This is a genomic window from Paenibacillus sp. JCM 9796, from assembly GCF_055379675.1.
On record NZ_AP043723.1, the window covers coordinates 1,618,029 to 1,643,661 of the forward strand.

Consider the following 25,633-nt stretch of genomic DNA (forward strand, 5'->3'; position numbering starts at 1 on the left):
TCTCTACTCCTTCTTTGCTCTGAATTTATTATCCTTCGAGGAACGAGAGTGCGGATCGAGTATGTCCCGCAGTCCGTCCCCAAGCAGATTAAACCCGAGAATCGTAGTAGCGATGGCTATGCCGGGGAATACCGTCATCCACCATTCGCCGGAAATGATATAATCGCGCCCGTGGGAAATCATCGCCCCCCATTCCGCGGTCGGCGGTCGTACGCCCAGCCCAAGAAAACTTAGACTGGCGGTCGTCAGTACGGCGGATCCCAGACCGAGTGTAACCTGCACCAGCAACGGGGCGAATGCGTTAGGAAAAATATGACCGAACAAGATAGCGCTATGTCTGACGCCTAAGGCCCGGCTAGCCTCGATAAATTCCCGTTCCTTGATCACGACGGTTTGTCCATACATCAGTCGCGCGAACTCAGGAATACCGACAATGCCGACCGCCAGCAGCGCTCCGAACAGCCCTGGACCAATGGAAGCTGCAATGGCCATAGCCAGGATGAGCGAAGGAAACGCAAGCAGCGTATCCATGATGCGCATAATGATATTTCCGCTTCTCCCTCCAAAATAGCCGGCGATGGCTCCCAGCGGAACTCCGATAAAAAAAGCGATGCCGACGGAGACGAATCCTGTCCATACGGTGACTTGAGCACCATATACAATTCTACTAAATATATCTCTGCCATAATTGTCCGTGCCAAACCAATGCGCAGCATTCGGCGGCAGCAGCTTATCTGCTGTTTGAGGCTCGTTAGGCAAATAAGGAGCGACCCAAGGCGCCAGCACGGCCAGCACGACCCAAACGAGTACAAGAATCAGTCCAATACACGTTAACCTGTTGTTCAATACATGATTTATGACGACGATAGCTTGCTTTCGCTTATTCATAACGCACCCTCGGATCCAGCACCCCATACCAAAGCTCTACTATTAGATTCAAAATTCCGTATAACACGGCACTGATCAGCGTTATCGCCTGGATTGGCGCGTAATCGGCCGCCAGAATAGATTCCGTGACGTATTGGCCTACACCCGGCCAGACGAAAACCGTTTCGGTGATCACCGCTCCGCCGAGAAGATATCCGAACTGAAGCCCGACTACCGTTAGGGTCGGTACTAAGCCGTTAATAAGTCCATGCCTGGCAATGACGGCACCGTCCGACAAGCCTTTGGCTTTCGCCGTTCTCATGAAATCCTGCTTGATGACGTCCAGCATGCTGGCTCGAATCATTTTGGTCACAATGGCCATCGTGCCTAAGCTTAAACAAAAAGCCGGCATCAACAAATGAAGGAGGGAATCCTTCAGCGCCACCATATCCAAGCTAAGCAAGCTGTCAATCACATACAATCCGGTTACATGCGTCGGCGGATTGATATCCCCGCTGATTCGGCCAACCGGCGCGGGCAGCCAGCCAAGCTTCGAATAAAACAGGCTGATCAGCAGCAAGCCAAGCCAAAAAATCGGCATGCAGGAGCCTATCAAGGAGAGAATTCGCGTGAAATGGTCAATCACGGAATTTTTTCGGGCAGCAGCCAAGACGCCTAACGGTATGGCAACCATAAGTGCGATCACCATGCTGGCAAGTGTAAGTTCGAGCGTAGCGGGAAACCGTGTGGCGAAATCGGAAGCCACAGAATGTCCCGTATGCCAAGCGTATCCGAGATCTCCTCGGGCCAGCTGCTTGATATACTCCCAAAATTGGATATATAAAGGCTGATTAAATCCGTATTGCTCACGCACCTTCTCCACAAACTCGGGAAGCGCCTGCTCACCGGTTATCATCAAAGCCGGGTCCCCCGGCAGTACCCGTGTCAGGATGAAAGTGACTACGATAATCCCGATGAGACTAGGAACCATCATTGTTAAACGCCGGAGCGAGTATACCAGCAAGTCCCTCTTATCCTCCTTATTAGGCTATTAATAGGGGCCTTCATTTGCTTAGATCCCTAATAAGCCGAAAAATTCGAATCGCACCGTCTCAGCCGCCAGTTCTTCCGCCGTAAGGCGTGCCAAGTCGGAATTCGGATGGATCGGTCCGAACAGCCAACGGGCTATAACTCCTTCGATGAGACTCACTAATAGTGCCGCACGCATATGCAAATTCATTGACCCGGGCAGCATCCCTAGTTCAGTCGCTCTTTCAATATTGCGCCTGAACGCCTCCTCCATGTCGATACGCGTTTCCTTAGAGGCTCTTCGAATCGATTCATCCTCACCTCCGGTTAGCAGCAGCTCCATAAAATACCGGTTTTCATCGGCAAATTGAAAAATATCCTTCAAGAGACGCTGCGAGCCTTCGACCATCTCTGAAACGGAACCGCTTTGGCTGCGGTAGCCTTTCGCAATCACTTGAAGCAGCCGTTCCCGGCCGGAACGTATGATTTCCAGACCGATCGCTTCTTTGCTCTTGAAATACCAGTAGAACGTTCCTTGCGCCACGCCGGCATCGGCAACAATATCGGATATCTTCGTATTGTGGTACCCATGCTTGGCAAACCGCTCGACCGCAATTGCCAAAAGCTGTTCCCGGCGCAGATCCCGCTTTGAAGCACTTTTATCGTTATCGTTGGTAATAACAAATACACACTCCTTCAAGATTGACTAGTCAGTCAGTTTTATATAATTTTATATCTTATAGACTTACTTGGAATTTGTCAATACTAATATTTTCATCCCTCATCTGTCTCATCCGGAAAGCTCAGGCTTGTCGCCGGATACTGTTGTTGATGCCATGAAATTTATGGGGGCAACTGGCGAAAGCCCTATCAGGCAGGCTCATTCCAGAGAATGAACCACCCAATAGAGCTTGACTCGCAGCTTCTGAGCAATCACATGTAACGTACGTTCTATCCCTTCATGGCGATCATTTCGAACGCTTCTCCGAAGCATACGCCGAGCCGTTATCCAATTGCTCCTGCCATTCCGGGGCCGGCCATCCCGCGACGCGGCCGGATAGCAGCGGGTCCTGCGTTTCCTTCATCCAGGCATCCACTTTACCCCGCAGCTCGTGAAGAACATTCGCGTAGTCGGGATTTGCAGCTAAATTATGACGCTCCAACGGATCTGTCTCCAAATCATAGAGCTCCTCTAAAGCATTAGGAACGTAATAATCGTCCCGCACGATTTCGCCGGATAAGCTCCGATGAATATCAAGCGGCAAGTACACGGAAGGGCCGTCCTCGAAATTGCGGATATACTTGTACTGCTGCGTACGAACACCTCTCATCGGATGATACAAGTCATGCCAGGTCAGCTCCGCGAAGAAATGGTCACGGCTTACAGTGCCGGCTTCCGGCTTGAACAATCCGAGGAAGCTTGTCCCGTCCAGCTCTTGCGGAATGTCTCCGCCAACGAGCTGAAGCAGCGTTGGCATCAAGTCCACGTTGCAGAGCAGTTCTTTTACGACCTTCCCGCCTTCGATCAGACCCGGGTAATACATGACGAGGGCCGTCTCCAAGCCGGCGTCCATAAGTGTTCCCTTCGCCCGCGGGAAGGCAATCCCGTGGTCCGTCGTATAAATGACCAGCGTGTCCTTACTTAAACCGGCTTCTTCCAGACCTTGAAGAATGCGGCCGATACTCTGATCGAGTACTTTCACCGAACCGTGAAGCAGCGCAAAATCCTCTCTTACCTGAGGGTGATCGGGTAAGTATGGGGGCGGAGTCACTTGATCCGCGGGGTCCTTCACCGCTTCATACTCGTCAAAATCACGGTGTGTCTCAAAAAAACCGACCGACGCAAAAAACGGTCTCCCCTCGGCAGAGGCACCCTTTTCCTGCAAATATTGTACAACCCGCTCAGCTACTTGAGGTCCACGATCTCCCGGCACCGGCTCCACACGTTCATATCCCAGCTTGTAGGTCGAGGACGTCAGCCGGCTGTCGGGTTCGCCGATCGTTTCGTGGCTAAAGCCGATGAGCGCCGTTTCGTATCCCAGCTTCTGCAGCTCCTTCGGTAAGGTCGTGACCTCGGGTCGTATGGAAAAGCCCAAATGTGCAAGACCGATCATCCCGTTATTATGCGGATACTGGCCGGTAAGAATACTTGCGCGGCTCGGACTGCACTGCGGGGCCGGACAAAAGTAATTGTCGAAGCGAACCCCTTTCTCTGCAAGCGCATCGATGGCGGGCGTTTCCACCCCTTTACCGTAGCAGCCTAAATAACGTCCGGTATCGTGTGAGATCATAAACAGAATGTTTGGTTTTTTCATGTCGCTCTCCTCTTTATATCGCTGCACGAGCTATTATTCCTTTACGGCGCCTGAAGTTAAGCCGGATACGATTTGCCGTTGAAACAGAAGCACCAGGATCGCGACCGGCACCGTCACGGTTATGGTAGCGGCGGAAATTTCCCCCCAAGGGAAGGTGAATTCTCCTTGAAACATGGCAATGCCGACTGGAACGGTCATCATGCTTTCTTTGGTATTGATTGTTAAAGAAAAGAAAAATTCGTGCCAAGCGTCCACAAACACGATGATCGCCGTCGTGAACAATCCTGGCGCTGCCAATGGCAGCAATATTTTGCGGAACGTCTGCATGATCGAGGCGCCGTCCACTTTGGCCGCTTCCTCCAGCTCATACGGAATTTTTTGAAAAAACGTCGTCATGTACCAGATCGATAACGGAAGCGCAAAAGTCGTATACGGAATAATAAGTCCCAAATACGTGTTGCGCAGCCCGGTAGCCTGCATGAACAGGAAAATCGGGGAAATCGTAGCGATCTGCGGAAACATGGAAACCGCCAGCAGCACACCCAAAAAGAACGTTTTTCCGAAAAATTGAAGACGGGCAATCGCATACGCCGCAAAAGACGCGACAAACAGGCTGTAAAGCATCGTCAAACCGGCTACCGTCAAGCTGTTCAACAGGTAACGGCCGAACGGATGGTTGACGAAGACGCTCACGTAATTGTCCAAGGTGTAGCCCGGCACGATCACATCGAACGCATGCGGCCCATATAAATACTCGGTTTCTTTCACGGAGGCCAGGAATACCCAGAAAAAGGGAAACATGACCGCTGCAATAAAAATGGTTATGCCGACATAAAAAAGCAGACCTGATTTTTTCGCCATGGTTTCCCCTCCTAACCTCCGCGTTTGCTGACCATGTCAGCGCCCAAGAGCTTCACAAAGATCATACAGATGATGGCTATGCACAAAAACACAATGACAGACAACGCGGAGCCGGCTCCGAAATCAAGCTCGGCAAACATCGTTTTGTAAGCATAAATCGAAATGGACTCCGTCGAATTCGCCGGGCCGCCCCCCGTCAGCACATAAATGAGATCGAAGACACGGAAGGCATCCAGCGTACGGAACATCAGCGCGACAAGGAAGGTTGTTTTCAATGAAGGCAGCGTAATATGAACAAACTGTTTCCAACGCGTCGCACCGTCCACTTGAGCCGCCTCATACATCGACCCGGATATCGTCTGCAACCCGGCGAGCAGCAGCAGTGCTACGAAAGGAGCTGTTTTCCATGTATCGGCGAACACGATCGAGAACATCGCTCCCGCTTTCGTCGATAGCAACGTACTCATTTCGGAGATCAAGCCAATTTCGGTAAAAAGCCTGGCAATCACGCCGTTCTGTCCGTCGTACAGAAACTGCCACATCATGGCGGAAATCGCGGTCGGCGTCGCCCAAGGAATAAGAACGGCTGCCCGTACGAGCCCCCGGCCTCGAAAAGAGCGGTTGATAAGCAGGGCGATCAACAGACCGAATAGCATCTCCATCGATACAGCGCACACCGTAAATAAAGAGGTATTTCCAATGGATTGCCATAACCGCGGATCCGCGATAAACCGCTTATAATGGCCCAGGCCGACAAAGTTAGGCTCCATGAAGGTCCCCATTAGCGCCCCGATGAGCCCTATGGGATCGTCGGGGCGCTTCATCAAGCCCTCCTCTTTCACTTGCTTTAAGATCTGAAGCATCTCGCCGAGCTCCGTCCTCAGCTTCAACGCCAATTCCCGGTCCAGCTCGAAGTACTTCAGCTCTTCCGGCACCGGCTGAAAATCGAATAGCAGACGATCAATCTTCTCATATCTGGCTTTAAAGGCCGGATCGGCCTCCAGCTCGTTCTTCATCTCCTCCGCGCGCTGCCGCAGCGGCTCCAGGCGATCTTTAACCGCTCCTCCTTCAGCAGCTTCCGCCCCAAGAATTCTAAGAAGTATCGGCATGGTCTCCGTATACTTCTCCATATTCAGGGCATACTCCGCATGAATCTCCGACTTTGTCGGATCATTGAGCCGGATGTCATATAAGCTGATCCAGAAGGAGCGCAGCACCGGCCAGATGGCAATCGCACAGATGAGCAAGGCGGCCGGCATAATCAACAGGTAAGCCACCCGAGCCTCTTTGGTAAACGCCGTTCGTTTAAACATATTTTCGAAAGACACCGCCTTCGGTCACAGCTATATCGAGAATCGAAATGAATGAAGAGTCGTGTGCCTTGAAGGCTGTAGACTCATTATGTGTTTATTTGCTGCCAATAGCTTGCTTGATTTGGCTTTCCAAGTTGCTCAGCGCCTGCTCCGGTGTTTGCTCCCCGGCGATCGCTTTGGATACCTCGACTTGAATCAGGCCGGAAATTTTGGCATATTGCGGTGTAATTGTTCTTGGGATCGCGCTGCTTAGACCGTTGACAAAGTCGCGGCTCGCGAACAACGGACTCGCTTTTTGTACCTCCGCATCATCAAACAGAGACAAATATGTGGGCGTTTGCGTGCTGTTGACGGCAATGATTTTTTGCCCTTCAGGGCTGACCGCAAATTTCAGGAACTCCCAGGCTTCCTTCGGATGCTTGGAATATTTGTTGATAGCCGCCAACCAGCCGCCAAGAGCTGCTGCTGAACGGGCGTCACCGGCCGGAAGCGCTGCAATACCGACATTGCCTGCAACTTTGGATAGCTTCGGATCATTGGCCTGTGCGTACAACGCCGGCCAGTGACGGGCAAACACCGCGCTGCCTTCCAAGAAGGCATTCAGCGTCTCTTTCTCGGTAAAGGTGTTTAAATTGGCTGGTACGGACTGAGATTTTTGAATCTCAATGAGCTTCTTCAGCCCTTTCAAAGCTTCCGGACTATTCACCGTTACATTGCCTTTGTCGTCGATAATTTTACCGCCGTAGGCGCTGACGAGCTCCGTAAACCCGACCGTTAACCCTTCATACTGCTTCCCTTGGGTTACGAAACCGTATTTGGTGCCGCCTTGCCCCTTCAACGCCTCCGCTTGCTTGAGAAGATCATCCCACGTTTTCGGAACTTCCTTCACGATATCCTTGCGGTAATATAGCAGCCCCGCATTGTTATAACGCGGAAGAGCCCACTGTTGTCCGTTGAAATAGCCTGCGTCGATGCCGCCCTTCAGATATTTAGTGAGGTCGACCTTATCCTCCTGGATCAACCGGTCGAGCGGAAGAAGGAAACCGGCTTGGGCGAATTCGGCAGGCCAAACGACGTCCAGATTGATCACATCGATTTCAGCCGATTTACCGCCAAGGATGGTAACAAGCTGATCATGCATTTGCGAGGAGTCATTCGGGAAATCGCGTACTTCCACCTCGATGTTCGGGAACTTCGCTTGGAAGGCGGCGACCAGCTTCTTCGTGCCTTCCGTTTGGTCGGCCCCCTGACTGAATACGATCTTTACCTTCTCGGCCGGCTTATTTTCTGCAGCCGGAGCGCTAGGCGTGCTGCTTGGGGCAGGTGCCTGGTCTTGAGGATTCGATCCACCGCAGGCGGACAGCGCAGCAGCTGCCAGCGAGAATACAAGGGTTGTGCTCAGAGCTTTTTTCAACATATGATTGGCCTCCTATTTGGTTTGAGCATGGAAATTATAGCTATCGAGCGGCGTGCAGAAGTGTATCACCCCTTTCAACACAAATGGAAACGTTTGCTGAAAAGCTTTTCAGATTATCGTGAGCTTTAGCTCACTTGGTTTTCACCTAATTGATGTTGATATCTCTCACGGAATGCCGTTCTTCAATCCAATGCGACATGTACGTGCGCAGCTCCTCCAGCTGTTTGCCGTTGATGAGCTGATCCAGCTTCCGGACCGCTTGAAACCCCATTTGGTACAACGGCTGGGCAACGGTGGTCAGCTTCGGGTAGCTCATGCCCGCCATTCTCGTGTTGTCAAAGCCGATGACCGAAACCTGCTCAGGCACTTGAATCCGGTTCTCGTGCAGATAAGATATCGCACCAAGCGCTCTCTCATCACTTGAAGCGAAGACCGCTGTCAGCTCAGGGAATTTCGCATACAGCTTTTTCATGGCCTCGTAGCTTTCTTCAAAGTGATAGTTCGCATATTCAATGCGGATTTCCGGTGCAGCCTCCAGACCATGTGTCCGCAGTGCTCTCATGAATCCTTGAATTCTCGGCAATCCGGATATCGGATCAAGTGTAGACCCGCTAATCATGCCGATGCGCTTGTGTCCCTTGCGAATCAGATACTCCGTCGCATCATACGCAGCTTGCTCGTCGTTCACTCTTACGGAAGGGATCTCGTATTCCAAGCTATGCGTGGCAGCCAAAACAATCGGTATATTCAACTGCCGGAACAGTTCATAGCTGTCCGGATAAATCGGCTCGCTTGTAATGACGATTCCGTCGATCTGCTTTTCGCTTAACACCTTCACGCTTGCCAATCGACGAGCTTGATCGTTAACCGTATTACAAATAATCAGGTTATTTCCGCTTTCATGCGCCGAATCTTCCATCCCGCGGATGACCTCTGCATAAAATAAGTTGGAGATGTCCGGAATGATGACCCCCAGCGTCTGCGTTCTTTTGTGAATTAACCCCCGTGCCAAGGCGTTAGGGGTATAATTTAGCTGCTCGATCGCCTCCAAAATCTTTTCCCGCTTATCTTTGGCCACCAGATCCGGATTATTCAATACCCTGGATACCGTGCTAATAGAAACGTTGGCCATACGCGCTACATCTCTTATGGTTGATTTCATCGGATTCACCTGTCATTTGTCATGAAAAGCTTTTCATGACCATTATATCAAAGGCGCTCCGGCTCCACCATACCTTTTTTGATAACCAACGGGAAATTTGATATGAACTCAATCCTTATACCAAGTATTATACTAGGTATTATATGAATATCAAGATTTTTTTGAAAAAATTTGCGGAATTCAAGAAATCTTTCGGGCGGCAAGAAAAAATAATACAGCGCGTCCTACCGGAGGACACGCTGTATTCCTTAGCTTATTCGGTTGTTTTCTTAAAGATTCGATACATGAGCACGGCGGTTTCGGCCCGCGTTATATTCGCCAGCGGTTCAACGCGCCCATTGCTCCCCTCGATGAGTCCAGCCTTCACCATGCCCGCGACAGCCTCCTTGGCATAATCGGCAATCTGCTGCCCGTCGGCGAACGTTTCGAGCGAAGCCGCACCGCTAATTATCGGCGCTTCCGCCGCCTTCAACGCCCGTTCGGTTAGGACAAATGTGTCTTGCCGGGTAATCGGATCGTTCGGTCTGAATGTATCGTTGCCCGAGCCCTCGGCGATTCCCAGCTTCCTTGCAGCCGCGATCGCTTCGTAATAATAATCCCCGGGCTGCACATCCTTGAAGTTTTCTGCCGCTTGCTTCGACTCGAGTCCGAGCGTCTTGACCAGCAGCGTTACAAAATCCGCCCGGGTGGTCGGTTTGGCCGGCGAGTATTGCTTCTCGGACGTTCCTTCGATGATGTCTCTGGAGGCCAGCGCCTCGATCGGCCGCTTCGCCCACTCGAGACCGTTCAAGTCGTCGAACGTTTTGAATACCAGAGCAACGGCGTACGTACTGAAGTGGGTCGTCTCGAATACGATCGTTTCAGAAGCCAGATCGTATTTGGCGTTCGCTATCACATGGGCCTGACCCTCCGAATCCATGTACAGGACGACCAGATGGTCGCTTTTGCTTCTTTCCTCCGGCGTTGCCTTGTACGGAACCGATACCTTCACTTTCACATCCGGGTTGTTCCAAGCCAGCGTCCGGTCGCCGTCCTTCATCTCCAGCTCAATAACCGGACGGTCACCGACTGACGCGCGGACCTGCTCGCTCAAGCGGCCTTGATCGGCAGCGCCTACCGTTAAAGTGACGGTGGATGAATTGTCGCTGCGTCCCGTCAGCATATTGCCGGGGAGCACAACAGTGCCGACGGCCGACACAATCTCGATGCGCCGGGATGGATTATCCTGCATCAACGCTGCCGACGGGAGCGTCAACGCATATGTCCGTACCCCTTCTACGGCATCGAGCTTAACCGTAACGGTCTTCTGCCCGTCCGTTCGCGCTTCCGCCTGTATGAATGCGCTATGGAGCTCCTCGGCCTTCAGCTCCGCTTTGGCTGCAGCTCCTTCCCGAGTCGGCTTCACGGTCAGACGGCCGTCCTCGTCCGGCTTGGGCTGCTCTCCCGCAGGCTGTTGTCCCGCAGGCTGTTGCGGGCCAGAGCCAACATGACCGACATTATTTTCTTCGTCATCGTCGGAATTGCTGCTTGGTCCCGTCTTGAAATTCCAAATCCCGGAGACGCTGCGGCCGCCGAAATCATCCTCCGCGACAGCGTACCACTGCTGCAGGGTCTTCGCCGGGAGACGGTTCCAGACGACTTCAGCCTTGGAGCCGCTCGCGACTTGCTCCACCTGGCCAATCCGTTGATCCGTATACACATTAACGCCCATGTAATCGGTCGCTACGCGCTTCTTCTTCGGCTGCAAATCGAGCGTTAACGTAAATTCGTCCTTGTTTGGATACTCCACGGGATCGTAATAGTTGTAATCGTCCAAATAAGGGGAATAGGTTTTAATATTGAGCTTATTGTTATCCGTATCAAATTGCATTAACCGAATGTATCCTTGTCCCCCTTCGGGGCCGCCTTGATAATCGGCCAGCATTTGATATACGTTCCGGTCCTTGACGCCGTCTCCGTCGTCATCGATTTCATCGACCAGCAGCTCGGCGTCATGATAATGCCCGGATAAGACGGCAATGACATTTTTATTCGGTACTACGACCCGCTCAAACACCTTATCGGCAATCGGCGCGCGGTTGCCCGACACCAGCAGGTATTCGTGGAAATTCAAGATGGCCATCCGGTCCGGATACTGCTTCAGCACATCGTCCATCCACTGGATTTCTTTGTCGCCAAGCCCCCAGCCCATATACAGCACGATAAAATCGTTGCCGTGGGACGATATGAGGTCATAATGCCCTCGGTTGTTATCGTACGACCCGCCGAAGGTCGGCTGCTTCTTGAAGCGGTCCTCGCCGAAATAATTCCAATAATGATCGTAAGCGCCCAGCTTATGATCCACGTCATGGTTCCCTGCAAGCACCCCATAAGGAACGCCTGCCTTCTCCAGCACCGCCATATCGTCCGAAGCGCGCTGCCACTGTATCGGTTTATCCGCTTCATCAACCAGGTCGCCGGTGTGGATGACATATTTAATGTTCATCTCATCCTTCTTATCCGCAATCCAATTCACAATATCCTCATAGATATGAGGATAGCTTTCGGAATAATACTGCGTATCCGACATCCAAACGAAGGAATAATCGTAATCGTCGGGCGTAGGAGGGATTTCGTCCTGAATCAGCACATCGATGGTGTGCGAGCGGGCATATTTCCCGGCTTCGAAGGTCGCGTACAGCTCAAAATCCTCTGCACCCGCCACATGTTGGGCAAGCTTCTCCCACTCCTGCTTGGTCTCATCCCATGCGTACATGGTTACTTTGCGTCCTTCCAGCGAAGCTCCCTGCCACTTCAGCTCAACGGTATCGGTTGCTTTCACCGACGGATCCAGCTGCACTTGGAACCTTTGGTACGGGAACTGCGTGTCGCTGTCCGTTGTTACATATTGTCCGTCCTTGGCCGCAATCGCCATATAGTCCGCTTCACCAAAAGCTGTTTCTCCTGCCGGAACCTGCTGCTTCGGCGGCTCGTAATCGACCGTATTCCGATAGCCTGCGAGCTTTCCAGGTGCGCCGCCTCCGTACGCGTAGCCCTTGTAGAACGAAACCTTCATGGCATCACCGGTCGGATCGGTCACCTTCACGGCGAGGGATACGTCGGTCTTAGCAGTCCCATTGCCCTGCTGCGGCGCGATGAGTTCCGGCTGCGAAGGGTGTTCGTTAGGCGTAAAGAAGGTAATCTTGGATTCCGAACGATTCCCCACCTTATCGCTGGCTTGAATGATCAGCGTATGCTCCCCGGGCTGCAGCTTGGAAGAGGAGGTAGCATACGGGAACGTAATAGGCGCGCCGTCGAGCCGGGTCTCCACCTTCTCCAAACCGGATGAAGCATCGCTAACGGCTGCATCAATGATAAACGGTCCTTTATACGTCTCTCCTTCTACCACCGTTGGTTGAATGGATGGAGCCGTGTTGTCCACATTGACGGTGGCCGTGCGTTCCCCGCCTCCCGATTGGATAACCTTGACGGTGTAACTTCCGTCGGCCCACTTTGTCGTATCCCATTCATAAGCCTTTGATCTAAACTTCTCCTCCGTAATGTGGAACTTGAAATCGATCACCGGGAATCTGCCACTGCCGTCCCCCATCTTGATTTCCTGCTCGCGGTCCGTATAACGGTCATCATACAGCTCCGTTCCGTCAGCGAGAACAAGGCGAATGTTCTTCACCTGGAAATCGTCCTTGTTTTCTTCCTGCCGAGTATCAAACGGCGAGGCTTTGGAGCCTGCCCGAATGGAAAGGACATTATCCCCGATTTCCAAACGGTCCGGGTTGATCGGAACGGTTAACGTCGTCCAATCATTAATCGTATCATCGAACGTGAACAGAATCTCCTGCCCGTCGGTCACCGCATTTTTGAACCAATAATTGACCGCGGTCACATCAAAGGCGAAATACGCCTCATTCTCCAGCGCAATGCTTGCAGGGGCGGCCGGCTCGTTATCAATCGCGACGCTCAGCTCGCTCGGGGCGGCCGACTGCGACGTAGTCTTCAACAAGTACCGGCCAGATAACGTGTCTCCGTCCTTCACGTTCATTCGAAGCGGCGATGTATCCAAGCCTCCGGTAATAAGCAGTCGATACGTCGGGCTTGTAGTCGTATTCGTGCCGTCTGAAGCTGCAAAGTAATAGTCAACATAAGTCCGTCCGATCAGCTCTGGCGAAAAGACCCTGTGATGATACATCGTATCGCTGAAGCTCTCTTTCAGGTAACGCTTGGTGTACGCAGACTGCTGATCCGTTTTGTAAAAGACCGCTACCGTCTTCACGCCCTGATCGTCCTTGGCATCCGCAACGAGCTCGACATCCTGCCATTGCTCCACCTCCGTTTTTCCCGTCAAGACTTCAATCGTCGGTGCTATCGTATCCACAGGCAGCATCACCGGAAGGAGCGGCACTTGATGGCCGGCTACCGTGCCCGGCGTCGCCGCTTCCAGACCCGCGCTGTACTTGATCATCGTAGCGGCGCCGTTGGCGGCGTACTTATAGAAGATGCCTTTGTTCGCCTTCGTTTCTTCGTCGTTGTCGTAGAGCGCAACCGATATCTCTTTGTGGGTGTTCGTGGCAATGACGATGCCCCGCTTGCCACCGTTGGCCATCCCGTCACTGCGCATCTTCATGATGTTCACGTTTTCCTGCAGATTCGTGCCATAGATCGCGTTAAAATCAGCGACGGTTTTGGACTGGTTCTGCGCGTTGATAATCCAGAATACCATCGTTTGCTTAGCTGGAAGGATGAAGTCCTCTACGTCCGTCGGCCAAACGACATCGGCGTCCGGACCGGAGTCTGTATAACGATAATAAATTTTATAATCTTTAAAGTTAACGTCCTTGTCGGAGTTGTTATAAATCTCGATAAACTCATACCCGTCAGCCGACCCTACGTTCGTCGAATCGGGCACAAGCTCGGTAACCATTAACGGCGGCAGCGCATTGAAGTCGATATCCGGCATTGCAATCTGCACCGTATACGTATCTGTTTTTACAGTATTGGCGCTGTCCTTAGCCTGAATATAGTACTGAAGCTGCGCCTCCTTCAGCTCTGTTCCAGGAATCGCTGCGCTGAAGTCGGTACCCGTCATTTTTACAAGCGGTACAGATAAGAAGGTCGGTTCCGAAATCGATTTATAGTATACCGCCGCCGTTACAATATCGTTGTAGGTGGCCCCAGCGACCGTATCCTCCGGATTCGTAATGCTCGCCGTGATGATTACATCGTTCTCCACATTTGCAGCCGTTACAGGCGTGTGCGTGATGACCGGCGGCTCGTTATCCGGCAGGTGCACCGGAGTATCCGGAACCTGACCGGGGGAAAGCGTCCCTGGCGTCGGCGCCTGCAGGACGGCAAGTTTCGCTTGTTCCGTTCCCGCTAGTGGAGATCTATAATAAACGCCTAATCCGGTGCCAATGTCTTCTGTGACGTAGATCGCTCTTGTGATCTCGTTGGCGGCCGCGTCTCGAATGACCACGCCGCGGCTGCCACTGTTCGCCAGTCCGGTAAAACCGGTCCCGGTAATTTCTGCGATCTGATCGGGGTTAAGCGACGTTCCGTACTTGGAGTTAAAGTCTGCGACCGTCTTCGCGCTCTTGTTGTACCAGAGAACAACCGTTTGCCCGGAGGGCAGCGACACCTCAGGGAATTGGAACGGAATCGTAGATCCATCTGAGGGATAATAGTACCTAACAGAATAATCGTTTAGCTTAAGCGTCCGATCAGAGTTATTATAGATTTCAATAAACTCGTAATCGTCATCCCCCGTATTATTCGGATGAATTTCCGTCACGAGCAGCACCGGCGCGCTCGACTCTGCCGCCGCAACTGCAGCAACGGGTCCAAAGGGTGACAAACAGCTTAGCAGCAAACTGCCAGCCGCCACGGCTGATATGTATGTTTTCAACAACTTACGTATGCTTCTCACCATTCGCTTCTCCTTTATATTGAAAATACGCGTTCGATAAACCAGAAGACGCCGAATAAGCCGATCAAACCCGAGGCGCCTGGAAGCCAGCGGTCGTAGGCTTTCTTCAGGCTTCGATGAAACACCCACAGCAAGGGAAGCACAATCGCTACCACCGCAAGCTGACCGAGCTCTACCCCAAGGTTAAAGGAGAACAAGGGCAGTGCAATGCGACCGGCCAGCGTTCCCTGCAAAATCTCGGCAAACCCGAAGCCGTGAACGAGTCCAAACAGCGCCGTCAGCGTCGTCCGGTTCATCGGGATCTTCCGGGTCCAATTTAGATTCTCCATCGCTACATAAACAATGCTAAGGGCGATGAGCGGTTCGACAAGAATCGGCGACAATGAGGCCAACTCCAATGCGGCCAAAACCAAGGTCACACTGTGACCCACGGTAAAAGCCGTAATTAGGCGGACGACCTCCTTCCGGTTTCGCGTGGCAACAATAAGACCGGCGACGAACAAAAGATGATCGGCCCCGCCCCATATGTGCTCCATCCCCATCCGCACGTACTCCATGAGCGTCAGGTACCAAGGGTTGGAAGCGGAGCCTTGCGAGGCCGGCTGCACGCCTTTGAAGCTTGTCTTCTCCTCTGCCGCCCCCGCCTGCCCGCTCTCCTGCGTCTGCGAAGAGCCTTGAATTTGCAGGATGGCGTTGTTCTGGTTCAACACCTGAGTGACGGTTTGTCCACCCAGAAGAATCGTTGCGAAGCTTCGATGGTCCGAGTTCGTTCCGTTGTAAAAGAACCCGTACTGCACCTGAAAGCGTTCAACCTTGCCGGGAAACGCGTACACCAAATCGAGTTCGACCATTGGCATTTTGGCCCGCAGCGTTTTCTTTACCTGTTTGATCGCGGCTTGTCCGACCTTGCTGTCCCCTGTCACAATCAGTCCGTCGTTCACAAATGCCTTCAAGCTTTCCGACGCATCGCTTAATTCTTGTTCGGAAAGCTTTCCGTCCCCGTCCTGATCAAGCTTGAGCGCTTCCATCAGATCATGCTCGCCAAAGGAAAGCAAATATTGAAGCTCCTGTTCCTTGACGGTGATATCCGAATACCCGGTAGAGGTGAAATGTGCTTCCGCGCCGGGCGGAAGAAATAGCCCCAAACCCATCGCCAACAGCAGAACAATAGCCGCCAGCCCTCTACGGTAAATGGGACCGTACCTATTCGCGAGCATCATTTCACATGATCAACCTCCCTTCTTTGTGTCCAACTCTTTAGCAGCAGGCGGTTCATTAATTAAATTGTAGTCATTTATGTTCGCTCGATGTTAACGCAGCGTTAAGAAATTATGAAGAACCGACAAAAATCGATTCCTCACGACAAAAAGCCCTTCAAATGAAGAGCAACTGGGCATGACTCATGCAGTTGAACGGGGCAAGGGGATCAACTCCCTATACCATCCCATTATTACGACCGCACGCCAACACGCTAGATGTTACCCGCAGGTTTCTCTAAGGGGGTACACCCTTCTCCCAATTTAAAGCACCAAAGGAAATAGGCCAATCAGAAGTTTCTGACTGACCTAATAATTCGCAAGGGCCCTTTCGGGTTCCTTGACGGTGAGCGGTTGTAAAATTAATATCCATTGCGCCGTGACTTGCGAATTAGTCGAACGACGGTAAAAATAACAACGATCCATAAAGCGAGGCTTAGCAGTGAAAGCAAAGGAAACCCGAGCGAAAAACCGGCAAATGGATTGAACAGTGATCCTAGAATCGTCCCCAAAGCTAATCCACCGAATAGTCCGCCAAAAAATCCACCAAAACCGGTTCGCGGAGATGGCGTCGTTCTCGGAGGCGCTGGATTACGTACCGCATTATCCGGTCTAGCAGGAGTTGTACGGCCGGGGCTCCCGATCCCGGGATTATAGCTTCCCCGAGGCGAACGATATCCGCCCCGTTTAAAAGGCTCAACAGTACCCGACGGTTTGACTTCCTCTTGCATTTCATACGACAAACTGTAAACTTCCGCCGGCGAATTTCCAAAAACCAATGTGCCCAATAGGACCAGTACCAAGATCTTTCTCATTTTGTTTGTTCACACCTCCACCAGTAGATTGCCCCAATCGGCGGATGGAAATATTACGAATAATCAGGGAATAAGTGGACATATTAGAATTACTTTCAACAAGGGTCGCAAACATTGGAGCACTGAAGTACCACGTTACTTCAATAAAACAAGCAAACTGCCGCGGCATCTGCTTGTAAATGAAACTTACTCTTTTGTTCACACATGATTATATATAGAATGTCATGTTTTTCTTTTCATCCTTATAATATTGGATTCGCTTTTGCAGATTTCCAGTGTGAAATTCAAATTTATGTCCATCAGGGTCCGTAAAATAAATTGATTTTCCTTCTCTTGCTTCATCACGATTACGCCCATCCAGGATACTTACACCTTGATTCTTAAGTTGCTGTTCAATATGTTCAAAATCATGTTCATCTACTGTAAAAGCCATGTGGGTATACGATGAATGAATATCATTTCTTGGAATATCCATTTGTACATTTAAAGCAAGCCAAATACCATGTAAATCAAAATAAGCCATCTTTTCTGCTTTAACCATAAGTTTCGCTTTAAGCGCTTGCTCATAAAATAAGATTGATTTCTCAAGGTTAGATACGGAGATAGTGATATGGTTTAATCCTTTGATTTCCATTTTATTAAACCCCTCCCCTTCATATAATCATGCTTTTATACATGACATCATACGATGCATCTATTCAAAAAGCCTGCTCGCCTTTTTAAAATGCAAAAAAGACAGCTTTGGACTGCCTTTTTTGGTCATTCATTACGATACTGTGTGAGTTCGTGCAGTGCTCCATAGCAGAAACAACCATCCCTAACGCTTCTATTATCATGTGCCGCAAAAGGTTCGGTAAGGACGGTTTGATTGCGCAGGCAGTGTCGAGTAATCAGCCTGTTCGGGGGAATGCGCGTAAGGGCTTGAAAGAACATCAAGAAGCCGCTCCATCACGCTGTAGTCTCCTTGTTTCACTGCGGCTTCTAGTGCGGCTTCTACCCGGTGGTTCCGAGGGATTAGCGCAGGATTGCTGTTCCGCATCAACTGATGCGAGGAGGCTTTCGTTTCCTGCTGCCTGCCTAATCTCGCCTGCCACAGCTCGTGCCACTGAGCAAATTCCGGGGTCGTAAACAGAACCGTATCCTCCGCCGTATCAAAAGTTAATGAGCGGAAGGTATTGGTATAGTCCGCACGATACTTTTGCATCATACTGAGCAGGTCTTCAATAAGGGATTCATCCTCTATCTCTTCGTTAAATATCCCCAGTTTTGCTCTCATTCCCGCGAGCCAATTCAAGTGATACCACTCCGTAAAATTTGAAATCGCATCCTGGGCCAGTTCGACAGCCTGCTCCTGATTTTCATGCAGCAGCGGCAATAGCGCTTCAGCAAATCGCGCGAGATTCCACGCGGCAATATGCGGCTGATTGCCATAGGCATAGCGGCCTTGAGTGTCAATGGAACTGAATACCGTTGCCGGGTCATAGGCATCCATGAAGGCGCAAGGACCATAATCAATGGCTTCTCCACTAATGGCCATGTTGTCGGTGTTCATCACCCCGTGAATAAAGCCAACCAGCTGCCATTTGGCAATCAGCACGGCCTGACGCTTAATCACTTCCTGAAGTAGGAAAAGATAGCGATTCTGGGCAGCGTCAACGTCTGGAAAATGTCGTTGCAATGTATAATCAGCCAGGACCCGGAGATCCTCGGCAGTGCCCCATTTTGAAACGTATTGAAAGGTGCCGACGCGCAGATGACTGGCAGCCACGCGAGTCAAAATTGCGCCAGACAGGTCGGTTTCACGGATTACCGACTCACCCGTTGTCACCACCGCTAGGCTGCGGGTAGTCGCAATACCAAGCGCATGCATGGCTTCGCTGATGATGTATTCGCGCAGCATCGGTCCAAGTGCCGCTCGACCATCACCCCTACGGGAGTATGGCGTTCTACCTGAACCCTTAAGCTGAATGTCAACCCGCTCACCGAAGGGAGTGATCTGCTCGCCAAGCAGCAGAGCCCGGCCGTCCCCTAACATGGTAAAATGCCCGAATTGATGCCCCGCGTAAGCCTGAGCAAGAGGCAAAGCACCTTCGGGAATCCGGTTGCCGGCAAGCACCGCTACGCCATCTTCGCTTTGCAGCGCCTGGACGTTCAACCCCAGGGATGTTGCCAACGGATTATTGAGAATGATCAACTTCGGTGAGCGTACTGGGGTTGGGTTGGTGACGGTAAAAAATGATTCCGGCAGACGGGCATAACTGTTGTCGAAGTTCCATCCTGTCTCTATTATTTCTTTTCCCTTTGTCATCGTATCTCCTGTTCTTCTTCAGTCTTTTTGTATCCTAGTTTTTTACATGGACAAAAATCATAGGCATTCTATTGCATTTTTTAGTTTTCTGTTTCCAGATTAACACAAGACAGGCCCTGTTAGTGTATACTTCTTCCAATTTATTATACCCTTTCTACACAAAGATGGCGCCTTATAAATATTTTAGTAGTGAAGTCATTCCCCCTCTATTCCTACGCGCAATACCATTTACGTGAAATTGTACAGGCTCAAACCCTGTATACCGCTTAATACAAGGGCTATTGGCTTTCAATCAACACACTCCACATGAGACGTACGGAAACAACATACAATCTAGCCGCATCTATTGATAGTGTAAACTAATTCATAACGAAGAGACCCTCACAGTCAAACCTAAAAATGGTCGAATCCTACTTCTAACTTCTCCATACACATGAACATCAACTTTTTGTCCATGTCAACGATCCAAATTAACCGAGAGATTTCAATCCACGCATCCGGATAGGATGCGACCAAAGTTACCGCCCAGATCCAACTGACCTTCCTTGTTTCAATCCAAGCGTGGATTGAAACATATAGAGTGTGAAGTGGAAACCTATCCGATAGACCAGATAGGTTTCTTGGGGTGAAGTCCCTTTTTTATATCTGAAAATCCTTACGGCTCAAGGCCTCAGATTACTGCAAAACGCTCAATTACAAAGTACATCCATAAAAGCACAAACCCGTCCTTGATCAGGACGGGTTTATCGATATTACACCAACTTATATTTATTCGCACGTTCAACAAATTCCTTGTACCCCATAAAGTTTTCAAATTCTTGAACATCCGCAAGATATTCTGCCGCCAAGCTTTGATCTTTTGTTTGATGGAAAAGTTCCAGAGCTTTTTTCACCCCGGCATAAGCCGCTAAAATAGAAAAGCCGTAATATAGGACAATATTAGCGTTCGCATCCTCTTCATCGGCAACAGAGAATCCCTTGCTATCAATTGCCATCACTTTCCCTTTGACCCGATGGCGCACTTCCTTTAATACATCGGGACGAATACCCGTAAGGAAAACCATGTCTGCTCCTGCTTCCGTGAAAGCGTTCGCGCGTTCAATAGCGCCCTCTAAGTTATTCAAGGCCCAAATCATATCTGTACGGGCGATGATAAGAAAATTGGGATCGGTTTTCGCATCTACTGCAGCCTTTATTTTAGCCACCATTTTGTCAAGCGGGAGCAGAATTTGCGGCACATCTGCATGCTTTCCGAATTCATGATCTTCAATATGGATGCCGGAAACACCAGCTTGTTCAAAAGCTTGGACAGTCCGCCAAATATTAGCGGCATTATTGAACCCATTCTCCGCATCCGCAATGACCGGAATAGATACGGCATCTACTGTTTTTTTGGCGTGGCTGACCATTTCATGCAATCCCAGCAAACCGATGTCCGGCAGTCCGTACGCGCTCGAGGAAGTAGCATAACTACCGACATAAACAACGGGAAAACCGGCATCTTCAACTAGTCTGGCGCTCAGGGCATCGTATGCGCCGGGAACGGGAATGCTTTTTTCCTTTTCGATTAGCGATTTCAGTTTTATTCTTCTTTCTTGATGATTCATATTAAAAGTACTCCTTTTCAATTTTCTTTCGCTCATCCATTTCAGATGGTCGTATTTGTTTTTCTCGAAGCAATTTTTTTAGACAACCAGCCGAAATGGCCGCCGGAGTTCATCACATCAACCATGAACGGCGATAATTTTGTCCCTGTAATTGACGTATTTTTTGTTCGGTTGATGATCAGGGCAGTTTCCAGGTCTACTTCGATTTCGTCTCCCATTTCCACTGCTTTCAAAATGCCCGGACACTCTAACAGATTGATCCCGTTAATCATGGATTGGTCAATGAGGTAAGTGGAGAAACTCTCTGCTACTATACAGTTGATTCCTAACACCTTCATTCCTATGAAGAAACTTGCATGGATTTTTCCATTACCGAAGTTTCTCCCACCTACCAAAATATCATTTTTTTGCACGATACCTGGTATTTTAGGATCATACGCCGCCAGAAACTTAGCTGCTAACTGGGCCGGCGGCAGCGCATCCATCCCCAAATACCAGCCGGTGGCAGTATCCAAGTTCACATGCTCTCCTAAAACCGTAATTGCTTTTCCAGTAAACTTCATGCTCGTACCGATCTCCTTTCTTTATAAAAATGAGACGGTTTCACGTCTCAACATCACTTTAGTAAGTTTGCGGATCCGTGATATAACCGGTCAATGCAGAAGCGGCTATGGTCGCCGCACTTGCGAGGTAAATATCCGCAGCGGGGCTTCCCGAACGTCCCGGCGTATTCAACGTTTGTTGGGACAAGCCTACTTCACCTGGCGCCAATGGCCCTTGTACACCAACACATACATCGCAAGTCGAAGAGAGTATAGTTGCGCCGGCTTCCGACAACGTTGCAAGCAATCCTTCTTTTGCCGCCTGTTCGTATACCCTTCTTGTAACGGGAGATACTAAGAACCTCACGTCGGCGTGTATTTTTTTCCCCTTCAATATGCTCGCAGCGGTTCTTAAATCGTCCAGAGTTCCTCCTGCGCAAGTGCCGAGGAGACATTGATTTACTTTAATAGAGCCTAATTCTTTGGCAGGCTTTACAGTGTGCATTTCAGGAGGACAGGTTACCATCGATCCAATTTTTTCAGCGTCATATTTTAATGTTTTTTCATATTTCGCATCATCGTCAGCTTTTATTGTTTCAACATCGATGTTGAAGTTTTCCTTGAACCATTGCTGGGTCTTGCTGTCGGATTGCATAATCGCTCCGTCTGCACCTGCATACATCACGTTGCCGCATAGAACCATTCGCTGTTCGATCGACATTTCGTCTATGGTAGTTCCGGCAAACTCAATCACCATTCCGTATGCGCTGTCAGGACCGATATCATTTAATATATGAAACCAAATATCCCGGCTGCTAATATTGCGGCCAAGCTTGCCGTTTATTTCGATCCGCAAAGTTTCAGGGACGCGGACAGTGATTTCTCCTAACGCATAGGCTTCATATGGAGCGCTTCCTAAACGTCCTCCGTTTGTAAAGAAAGCTCCTATTCCCCCGGCGTTCGAGGCTTGCGGGTCCACATGCACAAATACTTTTCCGGGAAGAATGTGTCCTTTTTCAACATTAACCACATGTCCGATCCCTTCGCCCTTATCATAGATGTTCTTGATGCCCAGCTCTTCGGATTTGCTTCTTACTGCCTTGAACAGTTCAACATCTTCAATGGATTTAGGCGGATAGTTGTGGTCGCCGTTAATGATACAATTTTCCGGTTTGGCTATTTTGTCTACGCCTACTTCCAACAGTTTTTTATGAACATCCTCGATCCAGTTGAACCCGGAGAAGGAATAGAGAATCGGACCTACAAAATCTTTAAGCACTACATATTCGCCAGGTACGACATTTTCTTTGCCGGCGTATTTAGCCAATATTTTCTCACTTAAAGTCTTACCCATTTCATTACCTCCCTTGTCTTAAATCCAGTAAAAAATGATTACGGTTACAAACTGAGGTTTGCATAAGAAATCTAAAAAAATTGTTCCAGCTATTCATTCGTTGTCTGCCGCCATAGTCAATTTTAAGCGATTATTCTCCAATCGTACCGGCAGCAAAGTAAGTAATCGTCCTATCCCCTTTCTTCAAACATTTAAATATATGTTCAAATTATTAATGTTTTTAATATATACTAAAATATTCGATTTTACAACTTCATATTTAAGCTTAAATTTATATGACCCGATGTTCTTTAAGAAACAGAGATGCGATAAATCCAACAAAGGCACATATCGAGCCAAGAAGAAAGACGTGAGTATAAGTTGAAGAAGCATCAATGAAATAACCCGAGATAACCGGAGCCGATGCTCCTACCAACTGTGCCGACATACTCATGACGCCACCGATCGGCGCGCTCGCTTTTGTGGGGAACATGATCGTCGTAAATGGCCAAATAACAACCCACATATTCACAAAAAAGGCGAATATCAAAACCAAAACCATTGTTAACCACAATGGAACCGAGATAAGATCAAAGACAGCGAAAAGCGCTGATAAAATCGCGGTTCCGATCAATGCGCCGGAAGCAACCTTTTTACGGCCAAGCTTGTCGGATAAAATGCCTCCGACAGGTTGACTTAGCAAGGCGGGAACGGTAGAGGCAATTGCCCATAGAAATCCGGCTGCACGAATGTCAATTCCATATTTATGTTGGAGAAAAGCCGCGAACCATGTCCAAACAAAGTAAAGCGCTCCCAAATAACCTGCATACACAATGGATAATAGATAAGGATACCATGAACGTTTCATAATATATCCGAAAGAAGGTTCGTCTTCGGCCGCATCAACATCGCTTTTTACTTTATCTACATCCAAAGAAACCAATCCGATTTCCTCAGGACGATTTTTAACAAGAAAGGGAACAATAAAAATCATGATAACTCCCGGCAGAGCGGACCAAAGAAATCCGCTTTGAATCTGGCTCAAACCAAATATGGAAACGGAACCCAATATGAGTATCGGCATTAAAGCTCCGCCTAAAAATTGTCCCAACGCTCCCCCAGTTGCCATGATGCCAGTTGAAATACCTCTTTTTCTCGGCGCGAACCAGCGCGCTAATACGGGATATGCAGGTACCCAAACGGCTGCCGCTCCGACACCAATTAACGCTCTTGCCGCTATGCTAAGACCCACGCTATCGACCTTAAAAGCATAAATCACGCTGGCTAATGTCATGATTGCAGTGCCAATTGTAACGGTCCATTTAGCACCCAACCAGCGTTCACTAATATATCCCCAAGGCACTTGCATAATCGCGTATGCCCACAAATAAGCGGAGTCAATCCATCCGACAGTTGCAGCACTCCAATTGTATTCTTTTCTTAAAATCGGAATTACCGTTGGAATATTGTATCGCATGAAAATATCAATTAAATAAACAGCCCACATGACAATTAATAATTTCCAAGAATAGCGATAAAATCCACGTTCCAAACCACGTTGTTTTTCTTGTAAATTCACTTTATAACCCCCATAATGATTTTTGTGAGCGATTTCAAATTCAAAAATAAAAAATTTAGACTTTATGCATCATGATCATCTCCGATTATCAAAATTGCTTTCGTACTTGTAACTTATGAAATCCATCAGTCCAGATGTTTAAAATGTGATGCCCCTTTTACGTCTCCAATCTCAGCCCGCCTTTCAATATTTTTAAAATATTAATACGTTTTGAATATATACTGAAATTTTATTCTTGTAAACAGTAAAATTAATACAGGGCTTATTTGGTTTGAACAAAAAACGAAGGGGCTGTCCCAAATGGATCATTCCTGTCTTTAGCAGGAAGACTGGAGTAATGCGGCATATTCTAAACAATCGCCGGAATTTCCGGCGCTTTCGCTTTCTGCTTCAGCAAAAAGCAAAAACGGTAGTCCCAGGGCTACCCTGGAGCTACCGTTTTTGCTTTTATCCAACCAATATTTGCTTGTGCCATGCCGATTATGTCAGCTAATTTGGGGGACGCCCCTTAATACTTGTTGATCAATAAGAGGGCGGCGTAATGGCCCAGATGGAAATTAATTTATCGGGACCAACATTTACCCATTTATGAGGTATTTCGCTTTTGAATTGCGTACTGTCTCCTTCATGAATGGTGAAAATTTGACCATTCAAATCAATCTCCATGGAACCTTGGATCACAAACCCGCACTCTTCTCCTTTATGCGAATAATAATCATCTCCGCTTTTACCGCCCGGATGAGCAATAATTAAAAGCAGTTCAATATCGCCATTTAAATCTGGAGATAACAGGTACATCTCGGTTTTAGATTCCGATGAAGAAAGCATCTTTCGTTTATTTGCTCTAACAATGTGATTCTTCTCGAGGATTTCGTTATCTTTTCCATTTTCCATAAAAAAATATGCTAATTGTACATCCAAGGCATCACTGATCTTTTTTAATGTATTTACCGATGGATTTGCGATGTTACGTTCAATTTGACTCAAGAGACTTATTGAAAATCCGGTTATTTGTGAAAGTTTAGTTAATGAGAGCCCCTTTTTTGCGCGATAGGTTCTAATGTTTTGGCCAATATTCATATAAAATCTCCCAACGTTAAAGCGAAGTCCTTTTTTATAACCCCGTATTTTACAGTTTGATTTCATCCACAAGCTTTTATTGGCTTTAGCCGCTTTATCACCTTTGGCTTTGTCTAAGGCCTGTGCAGCTAATTCGAATTTACTCCATTATAACATGTAATAATAAATTGAACTATTTTCCTTCCCGATTTAGTACTTTTTACCCTTTCTGTAATCCTTAGTGACCTTT

17 protein-coding genes are annotated in these 25,633 nt (G+C 49.1%); all 17 read right to left on the minus strand.

The genetic code is table 11. From position 1 onward, the window contains the following. Window positions 1-3: 3 nt before the first annotated feature. Complete coding sequence (locus ACZ439_RS07905; RefSeq protein WP_127608413.1) at window positions 4-888, minus strand: ABC transporter permease; 885 nt, start codon at window positions 886-888, stop codon at window positions 4-6. Beyond that, a complete protein-coding gene (locus ACZ439_RS07910; RefSeq protein ID WP_127608412.1) occupies window positions 881-1,891 on the minus strand; it encodes an ABC transporter permease in 1,011 nt (336 codons plus the stop codon). The genes ACZ439_RS07905 and ACZ439_RS07910 overlap by 8 nt, the downstream gene beginning before the upstream one ends. A 48-nt stretch (window positions 1,892-1,939) precedes the next feature. Beyond that, window positions 1,940-2,518 carry a TetR/AcrR family transcriptional regulator gene (locus ACZ439_RS07915; RefSeq protein WP_230876057.1) on the minus strand — a complete coding sequence of 193 codons (579 nt, stop codon included), beginning with the start codon at window positions 2,516-2,518 and terminating at the stop codon, window positions 1,940-1,942. A 346-nt stretch (window positions 2,519-2,864) separates the two neighbouring features. Then, entirely contained in the window at window positions 2,865-4,211 is a 1,347-nt protein-coding gene (locus tag ACZ439_RS07920) for a sulfatase family protein (RefSeq protein ID WP_464620848.1), read from the minus strand. Window positions 4,212-4,244: 33 nt separating this feature from the next. Continuing rightward, window positions 4,245-5,072, minus strand: coding sequence for a carbohydrate ABC transporter permease (locus tag ACZ439_RS07925; RefSeq protein ID WP_127608410.1), 828 nt, complete (start codon window positions 5,070-5,072; stop codon window positions 4,245-4,247). An 11-nt stretch (window positions 5,073-5,083) separates the two neighbouring features. Then, complete coding sequence (locus ACZ439_RS07930) at window positions 5,084-6,385, minus strand: carbohydrate ABC transporter permease (RefSeq protein ID WP_141335018.1); 1,302 nt, start codon at window positions 6,383-6,385, stop codon at window positions 5,084-5,086. Window positions 6,386-6,479: 94 nt separating this feature from the next. Beyond that, on the minus strand, window positions 6,480-7,802 hold the full coding sequence (locus ACZ439_RS07935; protein ID WP_127608408.1) for an ABC transporter substrate-binding protein: 1,323 nt from the start codon (window positions 7,800-7,802) through the stop codon (window positions 6,480-6,482). Between the two features lie 145 nt (window positions 7,803-7,947). Next, window positions 7,948-8,934 (minus strand): LacI family DNA-binding transcriptional regulator, encoded by a 987-nt coding sequence (locus tag ACZ439_RS07940; RefSeq protein WP_464620849.1) that lies wholly within the window; start codon window positions 8,932-8,934, stop codon window positions 7,948-7,950. A gap of 283 nt (window positions 8,935-9,217) precedes the next feature. After that, the gene (locus ACZ439_RS07945; RefSeq protein WP_464620850.1) at window positions 9,218-14,884 is read right to left on the minus strand and encodes an S-layer homology domain-containing protein; all 5,667 of its coding nucleotides are present in this window, start codon (window positions 14,882-14,884) and stop codon (window positions 9,218-9,220) included. A gap of 14 nt (window positions 14,885-14,898) precedes the next feature. After that, window positions 14,899-16,104 (minus strand): HupE/UreJ family protein, encoded by a 1,206-nt coding sequence (locus tag ACZ439_RS07950; protein ID WP_054797582.1) that lies wholly within the window; start codon window positions 16,102-16,104, stop codon window positions 14,899-14,901. A gap of 1,059 nt (window positions 16,105-17,163) precedes the next feature. After that, window positions 17,164-17,589, minus strand: a complete 426-nt coding sequence (fosB, locus tag ACZ439_RS07955) for a metallothiol transferase FosB (protein ID WP_054797584.1) — start codon at window positions 17,587-17,589, stop codon at window positions 17,164-17,166. A gap of 198 nt (window positions 17,590-17,787) precedes the next feature. Further along, window positions 17,788-19,263: a protein adenylyltransferase SelO gene (locus ACZ439_RS07960; RefSeq protein ID WP_054797585.1), complete on the minus strand. Its 1,476-nt coding sequence runs from the start codon at window positions 19,261-19,263 to the stop codon at window positions 17,788-17,790. A gap of 752 nt (window positions 19,264-20,015) precedes the next feature. After that, the gene (locus tag ACZ439_RS07965) at window positions 20,016-20,870 is read right to left on the minus strand and encodes an isocitrate lyase/PEP mutase family protein (protein WP_141335035.1); all 855 of its coding nucleotides are present in this window, start codon (window positions 20,868-20,870) and stop codon (window positions 20,016-20,018) included. Window positions 20,871-20,911: 41 nt separating this feature from the next. After that, window positions 20,912-21,433, minus strand: a complete 522-nt coding sequence (locus ACZ439_RS07970; RefSeq protein WP_141335037.1) for a 3-isopropylmalate dehydratase small subunit — start codon at window positions 21,431-21,433, stop codon at window positions 20,912-20,914. A 58-nt stretch (window positions 21,434-21,491) separates the two neighbouring features. Beyond that, a complete protein-coding gene (locus tag ACZ439_RS07975) occupies window positions 21,492-22,766 on the minus strand; it encodes an aconitase family protein (protein WP_464620851.1) in 1,275 nt (424 codons plus the stop codon). Between the two features lie 271 nt (window positions 22,767-23,037). Beyond that, window positions 23,038-24,324: an MFS transporter gene (locus ACZ439_RS07980; RefSeq protein WP_464620852.1), complete on the minus strand. Its 1,287-nt coding sequence runs from the start codon at window positions 24,322-24,324 to the stop codon at window positions 23,038-23,040. 522 nt (window positions 24,325-24,846) lie between these two features. Then, entirely contained in the window at window positions 24,847-25,404 is a 558-nt protein-coding gene (locus ACZ439_RS07985) for a helix-turn-helix domain-containing protein (RefSeq protein WP_181410120.1), read from the minus strand. Window positions 25,405-25,633 lie beyond the last annotated feature (229 nt).

Coding starts and splice junctions, on each gene's coding strand:
- ACZ439_RS07925 (WP_127608410.1), bottom strand. CDS start 5,072: ATGGCGAAAAAATCAGGTCTGCTTTTTTATGTCGGCATAACCATTTTT.
- ACZ439_RS07970 (WP_141335037.1), bottom strand. CDS start 21,433: ATGAAGTTTACTGGAAAAGCAATTACGGTTTTAGGAGAGCATGTGAAC.
- ACZ439_RS07940 (WP_464620849.1), bottom strand. CDS start 8,934: ATGGCCAACGTTTCTATTAGCACGGTATCCAGGGTATTGAATAATCCG.
- ACZ439_RS07985 (WP_181410120.1), bottom strand. CDS start 25,404: ATGAATATTGGCCAAAACATTAGAACCTATCGCGCAAAAAAGGGGCTC.
- ACZ439_RS07930 (WP_141335018.1), bottom strand. CDS start 6,385: ATGTTTAAACGAACGGCGTTTACCAAAGAGGCTCGGGTGGCTTACCTG.
- ACZ439_RS07960 (WP_054797585.1), bottom strand. CDS start 19,263: ATGACAAAGGGAAAAGAAATAATAGAGACAGGATGGAACTTCGACAAC.
- ACZ439_RS07935 (WP_127608408.1), bottom strand. CDS start 7,802: ATGTTGAAAAAAGCTCTGAGCACAACCCTTGTATTCTCGCTGGCAGCT.
- ACZ439_RS07975 (WP_464620851.1), bottom strand. CDS start 22,766: ATGGGTAAGACTTTAAGTGAGAAAATATTGGCTAAATACGCCGGCAAA.
- ACZ439_RS07905 (WP_127608413.1), bottom strand. CDS start 888: ATGAATAAGCGAAAGCAAGCTATCGTCGTCATAAATCATGTATTGAAC.
- ACZ439_RS07920 (WP_464620848.1), bottom strand. CDS start 4,211: ATGAAAAAACCAAACATTCTGTTTATGATCTCACACGATACCGGACGT.
- ACZ439_RS07950 (WP_054797582.1), bottom strand. CDS start 16,104: ATGATGCTCGCGAATAGGTACGGTCCCATTTACCGTAGAGGGCTGGCG.
- ACZ439_RS07965 (WP_141335035.1), bottom strand. CDS start 20,870: ATGAATCATCAAGAAAGAAGAATAAAACTGAAATCGCTAATCGAAAAG.
- fosB (WP_054797584.1), bottom strand. CDS start 17,589: ATGGAAATCAAAGGATTAAACCATATCACTATCTCCGTATCTAACCTT.